This window comes from Nocardia vinacea, from assembly GCF_035920345.1.
Lineage (GTDB): Bacteria > Actinomycetota > Actinomycetes > Mycobacteriales > Mycobacteriaceae > Nocardia > Nocardia vinacea_A.
The window spans coordinates 10253115-10265627 of the sequence record NZ_CP109149.1 but is presented as its reverse complement, the minus strand read 5'-3'; the positions used below and the strand labels follow the sequence as shown (position 1 = coordinate 10265627).

The following is a 12513-nucleotide window of genomic DNA, read 5'->3' as shown; positions in this document are numbered from 1 at the left end:
TGGAATCGACAAGCTCAGGACCGGATGCCGAAGGGCAGCGTGAAACGCACGTCGCCCTCCACGATGTCCCGCATGTCCGGGATGCCGTTGCGGAACTGCAGCGTCCGCTCCAGCCCCATGCCGAACGCGAACCCGCTGTACACCTCGGGATCGATCCCGCTGGCGATCAGCACCTTCGGGTTCACCATGCCGCAGCCACCCCATTCGACCCAGCCCGCGCCGCCCTTCTTGTCCGGGAACCACACGTCGACCTCGGCCGAGGGCTCGGTGAACGGAAAGTAGTTGGGGCGCATGCGCGTCCGGGTATCCGGCCCGAACAGGGCGCGCGCGAACGCGTCCAAGGTGCCGCGCAGATGCGCCATGGTCAGTCCCTTGTCCACCGCCAGTCCCTCCACCTGGGAGAAGACCGGGGTGTGGGTGGCGTCGAGCTCATCGGTGCGGAAGGTCCGACCGGGGCACACCACATAGATCGGCAGTTCGCGCTCGAGCAGCGAACGCACCTGGACCGGCGAGGTGTGCGTGCGCAGCACCTGTCGCGAACCCTCGGGCGCGATATGGAAGGTGTCCTGCATCGTGCGGGCCGGATGGTCGGGCAGGAAATTCAGCGCGTCGAAGTTGAAGTGCTCGGTCTCGACCTCGGGTCCCTCGGCGACCTCCCATCCCATCGCGACGAAGACATCGGCGATCTGCTCGGAGATAACCGTGATCGGATGCCGTGCCCCGATGGCGTCCCGGCGCGCGGGCAGCGTCACATCGATCGTCTCGGCGACCAGTACGGCCGCGTCGCGCTCAGCGAGCAGGACCGTGCGGCGTGATTCGAAAGCCTCCGATACCCGCGCCCGCGCGACGTTCACGCGCTTGCCCGCGTCCGCCTTCTCCGACTTCGGCAGGCTGCCCAGCGCGCGCTGTGCCAAGGCCAGCGGCGCCTTACCGCCGAGATGCTCGGTCTTGGCGACCGCGAGCGCATCGAGATCGGCGGCCGCAGCAAACGCCTTCTCGGCCTCCGCCGCGGCGGCAGCCAATGCCTCCTCGCTCAGCGTTGCGTTCTCGACTCCATCGTTGTCGTCGGCCACGATCGTTCGTCTCTCCCCTGGGGATCGGTTCGCGGGTCCGCGTAATTGCCTACCCACATTGCTGCTGGTCGAATCGTATTCGATGCGTGAGGGCCGATTCATCCGGATTACCGCTGTGTCGCTTGCTGGGGGCGTGTCAGCGCGGTTTCGCGCAGGCCACAGCGACTCCATCAGAACCAGAACGGCCCGAGCCAGCGCCGAGTGGACGGGACGAACAGCAGGCCGACTACGGCACCCGCGACCACGCCGAGCGCGACCCCATAGACCCTGTCATCAGACGAGAAGAGCAACCCGAACGCCGCCAGGAGCAGGGGTAATTGAATGATGATCGCGATCGCCTGCCACAGACCCCACTTCCGGCCGGCAAACAGCGCGGCACCGGCGACGAAGACCACGAGCCCTAACGGCGCGAACCAGACGATCGGAATATCAATGCTCGAACCGTTGCCGACCGTCGCCGCCATGGCCACCAACCCAGCGCCTTCCAATGCGACCACGCCGCCCGCCACCCGCAACGCCACGGGCACGCGCCCACGCACCTCGTCACCGTCTGGGCCTGCCACGCCGCGAGTCTACCGATGGCAACCGCGATCACCGCAGGTCACCGGGCACAATAGGTCCGCACACCACTCGTACTCGATGGACCACAGCGATCGCAGCCTGGCAGCTGCGCGTGTACCGCGATGACGGAAGTGCCATCCGAGCGGGACCGCCGAAGGCTACGCAGCCGATCAGTGCACGCGGATGATCACGCAGAATGCGCACCGCAATGACGGCACCACGGAAGTGCGCCCGGCCACGCGATCGGCCCGGGGCGGGGTCCCGATCAGCGGATGATCCGCGCCGGCATCGATTCGGCTGGGCAGCTGCCGGGAAGGCGCGACCACCACATCGATCCGACCCAGAAGCGGCGCGCACCCTGCGACGGCGGCCACACCAGAACACAGCAGTGCACCCTACCCACGCGCTGAACGTGGAACGGGCGCACAACTGCCGATCAGCGCCGCGACAATCAGCCCACGGCGGCAACACGGCTGGGCAGCAGCAGGAAAAGCGCCGCACCCACCACATCACTCCAACCCAGAAGCGACGCGCACCTGCCACGGCGTCCACACCAGAACACAGCGTGCACCCGACCCACGCACTGAACGCGGAACGGGCGCACGGCTTACCGATCAGTGCCGCGACGATCAGTCCACGGCGGTGACGCGGCTGGGCAGGAGCCGGGTAAGCACTGCGCCCACCGCCACGATCGCGGCGCCGACCCACACTGCGGGAATCAGACCGTCGACGAAACTCTGCGGGTCCGTGTAGGAGCCGTGTGAGGCGAAGACCGAGGCCAGCACCGCGACACCCATTGCGACGCCCACCTCACGGATGGTGCTGTTGGTGCCCGATGCCATCGCCCGATCTTCCGCCCTCGCGCTGGCCATCACGACCGTGGAGCCGGGCGCGAACGTCAGCCCCATGCCGATGCCACCGAGCAGGAACGGTCCGACGAAGGCACCGTAGCTCGCATCGACCGACGTGACGGCCGCCATCCAGCCCAGCGCCACCGCCAGCAATATCTGACCAGCCGTCAGCAGCGTCCGCGCGCCGACGCGGTCCACGATCAGACCGGCGAGCGGAGCGACCACCATCGGCGCCATCGTCCACGGCATGGTCCGGATACCGGACTGCAGGGGGCCGTAGCCCTGGACGACCTGAAAGTACTGCGCCAGCAGGAAGATCGAACCGAAAACGCCGACCGAGAAGGTGAAGCCTGTCGCATTACTCACCCGGAAGGCACGGGAGCGAAACAGCCGCAGCGGCAACATCGGATCGGGTGTACGCAGCTCCCAGACGACCAACAAGCCGAGCAGCACCGCTCCGCCGATGAGCGTGGACAGCACTTCGGTCGAGGTCCAGCCGTCGTCAGCGCCGTGGATCACGCCCCACACCACCGAAAGCACGCCGCCCGCGGACAGCAACAGCCCCAACGGATCCAGCCGCTTGACCCGCCCGTGCGATTCGCTCAGCGCCCGCGCCGCGAACGGCAGCACCAGCACACCGATCGGCACATTGATCCAGAAGATCCACTGCCAGCTCAGACCCTCGACCACCGCACCGCCGATCAGCGGGCCGAGTGCGACGCCGAGTCCGGAGATGCCGCCCCAGATGCCGATGGCGGCGCTACGCGTCTTCTCTGGCACGGCCGATGACAGCAAGGTCAGCGACAACGGCATGACGGCGGCGGCCCCGAAGCCTTGAACGGCCCTCGCGGCGATCAGCATCCACGGTTCGGTGGCCAGCGCGCAGGCGGCCGAGGCCAGGGTGAACAGCGCGATACCGGACAGGAAGACCCGGCGGCGGCCGAGCCGGTCGCCGATCGAGGTGGCCGTGAGCAGCAAGGATGCGAACGACAGCGTGTAGGCGTTGACGAACCATTGCAGATCGGCCAGCGATGCGCCGAGTTCGGTGCGGATCACCGGCAGCGCGTTGGTCACCACCAGGTTGTCCAGCGTGACCATGAACATCGGGATGCCGACGGCGGCCAACACCGTGGCGAATCGACGTCCGCTCATGCGTTGTTCTTCGAGGGCCGGTGGTGCGGCGGTTTCGAGTGTCTCGGACATGTCCAGCCTTTGTTGTAATCGACTGATAACTAACTGCCCGAACAGTATGCATCGACTGATAACATGTCAACAGGCCGACAACGAAGTGGAGCACGATGGCGAGTTCAGCCCGAACCCGGATGACAGCGACCGAACGCAGCGCGGAAGTATTGCGCGCGGCCGTCACCGCATTCGCCGAATCGGGTTATGCCGCAACGAAAACCGATGAGATCGCGCGACTGGCGGGGGTTTCGCAGCCGTATGTGATCCGACTCTTCGGGACCAAACAGCAACTGTTCCTTGCCGCGACGCACCAGGTCTGCGATCGCATCGAGGAGACGTTCCGCGCGGCCGCAGCCGAGAGCATCACGCCGGAGTCCAGCCCGGAGGAGAAGATTCGCGCCCTCGGCAACGGCTACCAGACATTCCTCAACCAACGCGAACTACTCCTGGTCCTGTTGCACTCCTTCGCCGCCTCCTCCGATCCGGCCATCGGTCCGGAAGTCCGCGCCCGCTTCGGCGGCATCTGCCGATTGGTCGAGGAACTCACCGGCGCATCCGTCATGGATATCCGCAGATTCCTCAGCACCGGCATGCTGCTGACCGTTATGACCGCCATGGGTGTGGCCGGCCCCGACGCGGTGGAGGTCCGCTGGGCCTTCGAACTGCTCGAAAACCTGCGCGCCGAGGGCGATTAGCGCGTCGGATACAAAGGGCGCGTTCGAGGGCGACAGCCCGGGCGGTGGCGGTCATCAGATGCCTCTACTGCCGCACCCCACACCGCTTCCGCCAGTCGGGTGCGCCCGCCTCGGCGATGCCGGTGCGCACGCGGGTTTTGCTCATGGTGATCGAGACCGATGGCAACGGCGTCGTGGTGCCGGACAATGCGCGAGACCGCTTCGTCGCGGTTGTTGGCAGCGCAGTCGATTTGTCCCCCACGACCATGTCAGGAGTATCTCGCTTGACCACATCACTGCCGGTGAATCTCAAGCACACCAACGATATTCATCCCGCGGTCGATATACCGCTGATACGCGAGGCCGTGTGTCCGGAGCGGACGCTGTGGTCGCCCACGGAATTGCGGGAATTGACCAGGTCGGTCGCCGATGCCATGGCGACACCGCTACTGGACATCGTGCGGTTCGATACGCAGCAACGTTGGTGGACCCGGCTGGCGCTGACCATGGGCGTCGAGGTGTGGCTGCTGTCGTGGGCACCGGGACAAGGCACCGAACCGCACGATCACGGCGGCGCCTCCGGCTCGTTCACGGTGTCCATCGGCGAACTCGGCGAGGAATACCGTCATCCGGATGGCCCGGTCCGCACGGCGCAATGGCAGGCCGGTGAAACGGTCGCATTCGGACCGGATCGGGCGCATCGGCTGCGCAATCACAGCACCCGCCCGGCCGCCTCGGTACACGCGTATTCCCCGCCGCTGCGACCGGTCCGCGAGTACCGTGCGCTCACCGATTTCGTGGGCGCATGAGCGAGCGCAACGAACGAACGTTCAACACAGCCGCCATGGTGGTCATGACGGAGCCGAGCGCTGGCGAGGCGCAGTCATGAGCGCCGAGGACAGGCTCGACCGGGCGCGGGTCAAACTGAATCGCGTCGACCCGGAGCAGGCGGCGGCACTACTGGCCGACGGCGCGTTGGTGGTCGATATCCGCCCGCACGCCAACCGGCTCGCCGAGGGCGAAATCCCGGGCTCGGTCGTGGTGGAACGAATAGTGCTGGAATGGCGACTCGACCCGACCGGCACACATCGGCTGCCCGGTCTCACCGAGAACACTCCAGTGGTACTGGTCTGCAATGAGGGTTACGCCTCGAGCCTCGCCGCCGCGGACGCACTCGAACTCGGCCTGCACCGAGCAACCGACCTCATCGGCGGCTTCCGCGCCTGGCACGCGGCCGGACTGCCAGTAGTCCCGGGCGGCACACCGGCCGTCCCCTGAACCGGCCCCACCGAACTTGCGGCGCCAAAGGGTTTCCAGCCAACGATGGGACTGGGCTGATCGAAGTCGGCCGCGACCGGGCGCGCGATCCAGCCGTGCTCGAATATCCCTGCACGCCAACCCATCACAATCTCCGATGGCTACGACAGCTATCACGACGCCTGTCTGGCTGTCAGGAAGTCGTCGACGATGCGAACGCAATCGCTGTATTCGATCCGTTTGAGGTCGACGAGTTTGGCGGTCAGGATCGGCCCGACGAGTTGCAGCGGCGCGAGGTCGAGGTCGAGGTTGCCGAGCTGCGCCGCGAAATCGGGGTCTCCGAGGATCTCGTCGAATGGTGCACGGTGTTGTTCGAGGAAATGCTGACGCAGGGCGGCCACCGCCGAGTCCTGGTTCGCGGCCGCGGAGCTCAGCGCCAGCCAGGCCAGCATGGTGAGCTGCAACGGCACCTCATCGATGAAAGTGGCCTGCTGGTGTAGCAATTCGATGAGCCGGGTGCGCAGCGTGCCCTCAGTGGGTGTGGCGGCGGGCGGCATCAATAGTCGCTCGAAGGTCGCGGCGAGTAATTGGGTGCTGCTGTCGAAGTGGCGATAGAGGGTCGTGCGGGCGACCTTCGAGGCGCGCGTCACGGCATCGATGGTCACAGCCTCGATGCCGCCGGACAGTAGCAATTCGGCCGCCGCATCCAGTAATCGGTTGCGGGAGCGTATCTTTCGTGGATCTTCGAGTGGCTGGTCGGGCATGGCAGGCACATTCTACCGCAACGCCCTTACCGTATGCTACTGATAGTAGCGCAGCGATACCAATAGTATCGTTTTTCCGTTAGGAGGTGCGAATGGACACGGTGGAGATACTGGAATCACCGCGATCATCCCGATCACTGTGGTGGATGCTGACGGTGTCCTGCCTGGCCGTCGCGCTGGTCGTCGCGTCCATGGCGGCGCTGTACACGGCTCTGCCGGGTATCGCGGTCGATATCGGCGCCAGTCAGACGCAATTGACCTGGATCGTCGACGGTTACACCCTGGTGCTGGCGTGTCTGGTGCTGCCCGCGGGTGCACTCGGGGATCGGTACGGGCGGCGCCGGGCATTGATCGTCGGCTTGCTTGTGTTCAGTGTTGCTTCGGCGCTGCCGCTGCTCGTGGCGGACCCGATCGTCCTGATCGCGGCACGCGCGAGCGCGGGGCTGGGCGCAGCCTTGATCATGCCCTCGACACTATCGATCCTGACCGGCAGCTTCCCGTCATCGGGCACCGGTCGCGCGGTCGGCATCTGGGCGGGTGTCGCGGGCGCTGCCGGTGCGGTCGGCATCGTCGGGTCCGGGCTATTGCTGCGATGGTGGTCGTGGCACTCGATTTTCGCCACATTGGCGGGCGTCGGAGCGGTCCTGCTGGTGCTCGCGTTCGCCCTGCCGGAGTCGCGGGAAGTGGACCGGCCACCGCTGGATCCGATCGGATCTGTTTGTGTCGCAGTGGGGCTCGGACTGGCCGTGGTCGGCACCATCGAGGCACCGCTGCGAGGCTGGCTCGATGTCGGTGTGCTCGGCCTGTTCGCGGGCGCCGCGGTGGCGCTGGCGGCATTCGTGCTGGTCGAATTGCGGGCGGAGCATCCACTGCTCGATATCCGGCTGCTCGCACTGCGCGGATTCGGTTCCGGCGCCGCGTCTATCACCATCGAGTTTTTCGCGATTTTCGGCATCTTCCTGCTGTTGGTGCAGTATCTGCAGTTGGTGCTGGGCTATAGCGCGCTGCTGGCGGCCTCGGCGATGGGGCCGATGGTCGTTCCGATCGCTGCGATTTCGGCGGTGGCGCCCTGGCTGGCCGATCGGATCGGGTCGCGAGTAGTGCTATCCGTGGCCATGGTCATTCTCGCCGGAGGTCTGTTCGCCGCCAGCCGATTGGACAGTGGAGCAACATATCTCGACGTCCTCTGGCCGCTGTTGATCATAAGCGTCGGGATCGGACTCGGTATGGCACCACCGACCGCTCTGATCATGGCCGATACCCCCAAGGCGAAGCAGGGGGTCGCGGCCGCGGTCAATGACGCCGCCCGTGAACTGGGTGCCGCGATCGGTATCGCGGTGGCAGGCAGTGTGCTCGCCGCCGGTTACCGCTCCCGCATCGAGCCCGCGCTCGCCGACCTACCCGAGCCGGCTCGCGGCCCCGTCTCCGAATCCTTCGCCGCCACACTGGAACTGGCCGATCGTTCGGGTCCCGCCGCGCAACCGCTCCGTGAGATCGCCGAGGCCGCCTTCATACACGGCATTTCGCAGGCAACGTTCGCACTGGGCTGTGTGGTCCTGGTCGCTGCAGTGCCGATCGCCTGCTGGGGGCCGGGCCGCAAGCGCGGGTGAGTTGGAGCGGCCCATACCGTATCGCCATGGCCCCCAAGGAAGGTCAGAAAACCGGTCGTGGTGACCCTCGACTGGCCCGCCGACGAGACCGACGTGAACCGGCACACCACCGGGCTACAACTACGGCACCGCCAACAAGAGCAACCCCGCCCCACCGCGACCCGACGTAGGCCAGGTCGGCGAGTACAAGGTCAGCTTCCCGTCCTCGGTGGGCGACAACGGAATCGGCTTCACCGACCACGGCGGCCTCAAAGAGTTCCTGGACAAACTCATCGCCAAAGTCCTCGCCGCCTTCGGCAAACTCCCCAACGGCGACCACACCAAACTCGACAAAGCCCACACCACCTGGAACACCTTCGCCAACCACGACACCATCACCGGCGCCGCCGCCCGCATCGCCGCCATCTCGGCCCTGTTCGACGGCATGGACGACCCCACCAACCGGCAACTACTCCAAGACCACTTCACCACCCTGAAAACCGGCGCCGACACCGTCGCCACCGCCTCTCAGAAGATGGCGGCACCGGTCAAGGACTATCACGACGCGACCGTCGCCCTCGGCAACGACAACGCCAGCGCGATCAACGCACTCGAACTGTCGATCAGCCTGATCGCCATCACCGCCGGAGTCGCGTTCCTGTTCAGCCTCGGCTCCTCCGCCGTCGCCGCAGCCGCCGCCATCGACGCCGACGTTGCCCTCACCATCAACGCGATCCAAACCTCCTACCGCGCTAGCCAAATGGTCCGAATCATCGGCCTCGCCAGCCTCGCAGCCGGCGCCGCCGGCACCATCGACGCCTTCCATGCTCTGCCCGCCGTCGACCTCGACAAAGCCATCACCAACCTCGCCGCCATAATTGGTATGACGGTATTTGCCGCTGACGACACACCGGATGATACGAACGAGCGTAAGGAGAACCCGCAAGGTCCGGGTGAATCTCCGGTCTGGAAAGATCTCAAGCCTTACCGGGGAAGAACCAGAACCAACGGCAAAAATGGCAAGGCGCGCGAGTACTACGAATGGGATTACACCCACAACGATATAGAAGCGTACGACAGCAAGGGAAATCATTTGGGTTCTATTGACCCGATCACCGGTAAGATATACAAGCCTGCAGTTCCCGGACGAACGATACAAGTGGGGTAAAATTGTCAACCAATCGGCTCCGCCATACCTGCGAAGGAATGGATGCCTGGCTCGCCGATGATTCGATTCCTATCGGATATGATCCAAAATTTCGGGAATACTACATTGCCATTCCTGATCAGGACAGCCGTATTGTGATGAACTGCTGTCCATGGTGTGGCGCACGGTTACCCTCCAGCCTGCGCAGTGAGTGGTTCGAGCGTATCTTCGCTCTAGAACTTGATGGTCCGGAAGATCCACGGGTCCCCGAAGAGATGCGATCTGATGCATGGTGGGTCGAGGATGGGCCCGGGGCCTGAGACAGGATTGCCGTCATAATTCCGCCAGCGCTTGGCGCGCGGCTAATCGCGGTGTCGCTCGCGGAAGCCGGGTGGCGCAATCAGATCACGGTATACCAAGCGCCGTGTTCAGCCGTTCGTCCGGCGCGGCAGCTGACGCACGGAGTCGACGATCGGTTCCGCCGGGCCGCATTTCGATCACCACGATGACCATCACGTCGAACAGTTGACGCCCATGCCCCCATCGACAACGTCGTCATCCACGGTGCAGGTCGAACTTCCGGCCTACCGCAAGTCGGCTACCCGAGTGTGTTTACACTGACAGCCGCAGCCCACGACGCTGGGCAGCGATGAGGCCGCGCCCGACTACATTGATTTGGATACCGCACAATGCATTCATCGCGGTGCCGGTCCCGAAGGAACGCTGAATCGGAAGAGCGTCCTTGATCGTGCTGGCCAGCACGACCTTGGATGATACGAATCACTCATTTCGAGGCACCGACGGCCGGGGCTGAAATTACGCTTAGTTGGGTCGGGGTACCGATCTGGCTGGGTTCTACATTCGCCTTCAATTCGTTGTAGCGAGCGGCGAATTCTTGATCCTGCCCGACGTATTTCTGGGCGATTGTGCGGTGAAGGTTTTGGATGTCGTCGACGATCTGGTAGTGCTGTTCCAGAATGTCGTGGACATTGTTGCTGGAGTCCGTGGCTGGATTGACAATCTTGGCCTTACCGCGAAAGCGAGCCACCAGCGTGCTGGCCGAGGTCATACCATCCGTCGTCTCGCCGAGACCCCAGTGCTCACGGCGCGAGATGTTTTCCGCGATTCGTTGGAGGTACCGGATCTCTTCTTTGAAGGCTTCGCAGTCGCGTTCGATGTAGACGAACTCGTCGGCGTTGACGCGCACTTCGTTGCTGAAACTGACGGTCAGCTTGCCGTCCTGAGCGTCCTTGATCGCGCTGGCCAGTGGGCCCGCAGATGACGGTGTCGTGGATTCGGCGCTCACAGTTCGTGTCCTCCCCAAGAGCATCCGGCCTGGATCGACCGGAGGTCGATGCAAACCTAGAGCGTAGCCGGTATCGCTGGAACGATCCCCTCCGCGAGATGCTTAGCGATGTCACAAGAGTGTTGAGAGGCAGTCAGTTTGGCCGAAGGCGGATTGCCGACGCTGATCTCGAGGCTGCCGCCTTTCAGGTCGACGTTGATTGCGCAGTCCGCCTTCGAATCCTGGCCGGTGACGTGGGACGTCAGTGCCGCCCGCCCGGCCACAGTGACCTCCTCATCGACCGCGAAGTCTTTGTTGGCTCGCACCATCGCCAAGGTGATGTTGGTGGTGTCTATCGTGGCGGCGTATCCGTCGCCACCGGATTGAACCCAGATGCAGCCGCGCCACTTGAAGCCGGCGGGCCTATCAGTGGTGTCAGCCCCCTTGTTCTTCAGCTTCTCCGACTGAATGAGAGCCTGCGGGAGGTCTTTACATGCATCGAAACCCGCTGGCACATCCGCCGCGATGGTCGGTGTCGTCGACGCAATGTTCGTATCGCCATTCGACTCCCCACCGGAATTGCACGCCGAAATCAGCATGATCAGCCCGGCAGCGAGAACCACACCTCGGACCAAACCACTCCAGCTGGCCATCTCGTCCTCTCGCACCGGTGCCATCCCAGACCTGGGGCCGGACCGGCTTCCCCGCCCCCCGATAACCTCGTCTAGACCGTACTGGCCAGGTCGCCAGCACACAAAGCCGTTGGTGATCCTGCAGACTGGGGTCTACAGGGCCGCGCACGCAGAGCACGATGACGCGGGATGCGACGCCGAGATTGCGTCGGATGTCGCCAGCGGCAGGCGAACCCGATGCACGTCCACCTACCGTCATCGACGCGCGGGCGTGGAGCTCCGGGAATGGGAGAACTCCAGCACACCTGGGGTTCCTATAATTTCACATGCACACGCCACTCAGGACAGCTCAAGCCCCCCGCTCTGCAAACCCGCCGTGAACGCATCCCACTCGGCGGGACTGAACACAAGAGCCGGGCCCATAGGGTCCTTCGAGTCCCGTACCCCGACCATGCCGCCGTCGAGGTGTGCGATTTCCACGCATGTGTCCTGGCTGGCTGACCTGCTGCTCTTGAACCATGCTGCGCCGGACAGGTCGATGCTCACGCTTGGTACTCCCTTGCAACTTTCAGTAGCAGTTCCCTGCTCGTGTCTTCATCCAACGCTACCTGCTGGATCTGTGCGATCGCAGTGCGGTACTGCGTGATTTCCGCTTCTTGGTCCAAGTAGAGAGCCCCCGTGTAGCCCTGCACATACACCACGGGAGGCTCGGTCAGCCGAGATGTCGGATGCGCGGGAAATTCCATCAACACAAACGATCCCGTGATCAATCCCCGGTGGCTTCCCACCTGCTGAGGGAGCACTCGGATCGACACGTTCGACCACCGGCCGACGTCGGCGAGATGCCGGAGTTGTTCCGCCATCACGGCTGGACCGCCCACCTGATGGTGTAGCACCGACTCACTGAGGAGCACCCGAAGTTCGAAGTCGCGTGCACTGTCCCGCAACCTCGACTGCCGTCGACTGTGGACCTCGATCAGTGTCTCCAGGGCCGCCGCAGCATGGCCGGGGAACTCGATCCAAGCGAGCGCCCGCCGATAATCCGGTGTCTGCAGCAGTCCGGGGACAAGGGTCAGCTGGAAGGTCGTCATCCGCTTCGCGGACTCCTCCAACCCGATGAACAGGTCGAAATGAGCCGGAACCGCATCGCCGTAGCTGTGCCACCAGCCCGGCTTCTTCGTCTCCGCGACGAGGCCGGCCAGCGCCGTACTCTCTTCCTCAGTAGCGCCGTACATCTTGCACAGGACGCCGATGTACAGCTCCTTCAGTTTCGGCCCGCGTTGGCCCGACTCCATCCGCCATAGCGTCTGCGGCGACACCTCGATGGCCTTGGCCGCTGCTGTAGGCGAGACACCAGACTCCTCTCGGAGCCTCTTCAACTGACGGCCCAACATCCGACGCGGTACAGCCGAACCGGTCATTACGTAGCCTCACTAGTCGTTGGTGTGCATTTTGGAATGGTTATGAAAGGCACTCTGGAAGTGCGGGAATAAGT

At 64.4% G+C, this 12513-nt stretch carries 15 protein-coding genes; 6 read left to right on the top strand and 9 right to left on the bottom strand.

The annotated features are described in order from the left end of the window. Nucleotides 1-14: 14 nt before the first annotated feature. The 3 genes from pheS to OIE68_RS46450 all read right to left on the bottom strand — a co-directional run bounded on the left by pheS (nt 15) and on the right by OIE68_RS46450 (nt 3688). Nucleotides 15-1073, bottom strand: a complete 1059-nt coding sequence (gene pheS, locus OIE68_RS46460; RefSeq protein ID WP_327097234.1) for a phenylalanine--tRNA ligase subunit alpha — start codon at nt 1071-1073, stop codon at nt 15-17. Nucleotides 1074-1243: 170 nt separating this feature from the next. Next, a complete protein-coding gene (locus OIE68_RS46455; protein WP_327097233.1) occupies nt 1244-1636 on the bottom strand; it encodes a hypothetical protein in 393 nt (130 codons plus the stop codon). Nucleotides 1637-2263: 627 nt separating this feature from the next. After that, the gene (locus tag OIE68_RS46450; protein WP_327097232.1) at nt 2264-3688 is read right to left on the bottom strand and encodes an MFS transporter; all 1425 of its coding nucleotides are present in this window, start codon (nt 3686-3688) and stop codon (nt 2264-2266) included. A gap of 95 nt (nt 3689-3783) precedes the next feature. On the opposite strand from OIE68_RS46450, the gene OIE68_RS46445 reads away from it, so the two are divergent. After that, on the top strand, nt 3784-4365 hold the full coding sequence (locus OIE68_RS46445) for a helix-turn-helix domain-containing protein (protein WP_327097231.1): 582 nt from the start codon (nt 3784-3786) through the stop codon (nt 4363-4365). A gap of 64 nt (nt 4366-4429) precedes the next feature. Here OIE68_RS46445 and OIE68_RS46440 read toward each other — a convergent pair whose 3' ends face one another. Further along, the gene (locus tag OIE68_RS46440) at nt 4430-4612 is read right to left on the bottom strand and encodes a hypothetical protein (RefSeq protein WP_327097230.1); all 183 of its coding nucleotides are present in this window, start codon (nt 4610-4612) and stop codon (nt 4430-4432) included. A gap of 16 nt (nt 4613-4628) precedes the next feature. Here OIE68_RS46440 and OIE68_RS46435 point away from each other — a divergent pair, with 16 nt between their 5' ends. Continuing rightward, complete coding sequence (locus tag OIE68_RS46435; protein ID WP_327097229.1) at nt 4629-5153, top strand: cysteine dioxygenase family protein; 525 nt, start codon at nt 4629-4631, stop codon at nt 5151-5153. A 76-nt stretch (nt 5154-5229) separates the two neighbouring features. After that, entirely contained in the window at nt 5230-5622 is a 393-nt protein-coding gene (locus OIE68_RS46430; RefSeq protein WP_327097228.1) for a rhodanese-like domain-containing protein, read from the top strand. A 152-nt stretch (nt 5623-5774) separates the two neighbouring features. Here OIE68_RS46430 and OIE68_RS46425 read toward each other — a convergent pair whose 3' ends face one another. Then, the gene (locus tag OIE68_RS46425) at nt 5775-6365 is read right to left on the bottom strand and encodes a TetR/AcrR family transcriptional regulator (protein ID WP_327097227.1); all 591 of its coding nucleotides are present in this window, start codon (nt 6363-6365) and stop codon (nt 5775-5777) included. A gap of 92 nt (nt 6366-6457) precedes the next feature. Between OIE68_RS46425 and OIE68_RS46420 the strand changes: the two genes are divergently transcribed. From OIE68_RS46420 to OIE68_RS47380, 3 genes are all read left to right on the top strand, one after another. After that, a complete protein-coding gene (locus OIE68_RS46420; protein ID WP_327097226.1) occupies nt 6458-7975 on the top strand; it encodes an MFS transporter in 1518 nt (505 codons plus the stop codon). Between the two features lie 208 nt (nt 7976-8183). After that, nucleotides 8184-9122, top strand: coding sequence for a colicin E3/pyocin S6 family cytotoxin (locus OIE68_RS46415; RefSeq protein WP_327097225.1), 939 nt, complete (start codon nt 8184-8186; stop codon nt 9120-9122). Between the two features lie 2 nt (nt 9123-9124). Further along, on the top strand, nt 9125-9421 hold the full coding sequence (locus OIE68_RS47380; protein ID WP_419150657.1) for a DUF6980 family protein: 297 nt from the start codon (nt 9125-9127) through the stop codon (nt 9419-9421). Between the two features lie 464 nt (nt 9422-9885). Here OIE68_RS47380 and OIE68_RS46410 read toward each other — a convergent pair whose 3' ends face one another. From OIE68_RS46410 to OIE68_RS46395, 4 genes are all read right to left on the bottom strand, one after another. Then, nucleotides 9886-10407, bottom strand: a complete 522-nt coding sequence (locus OIE68_RS46410) for a hypothetical protein (protein WP_327097224.1) — start codon at nt 10405-10407, stop codon at nt 9886-9888. A 56-nt stretch (nt 10408-10463) separates the two neighbouring features. Beyond that, entirely contained in the window at nt 10464-11009 is a 546-nt protein-coding gene (locus tag OIE68_RS46405) for a DUF3558 domain-containing protein (protein ID WP_327097223.1), read from the bottom strand. Nucleotides 11010-11357: 348 nt separating this feature from the next. Then, on the bottom strand, nt 11358-11564 hold the full coding sequence (locus tag OIE68_RS46400; protein WP_327097222.1) for a DUF397 domain-containing protein: 207 nt from the start codon (nt 11562-11564) through the stop codon (nt 11358-11360). Then, nucleotides 11561-12412 carry a helix-turn-helix transcriptional regulator gene (locus OIE68_RS46395; RefSeq protein WP_327102044.1) on the bottom strand — a complete coding sequence of 284 codons (852 nt, stop codon included), beginning with the start codon at nt 12410-12412 and terminating at the stop codon, nt 11561-11563. Before OIE68_RS46395 ends, OIE68_RS46400 begins: the two co-directional genes overlap by 4 nt. Nucleotides 12413-12513 lie beyond the last annotated feature (101 nt).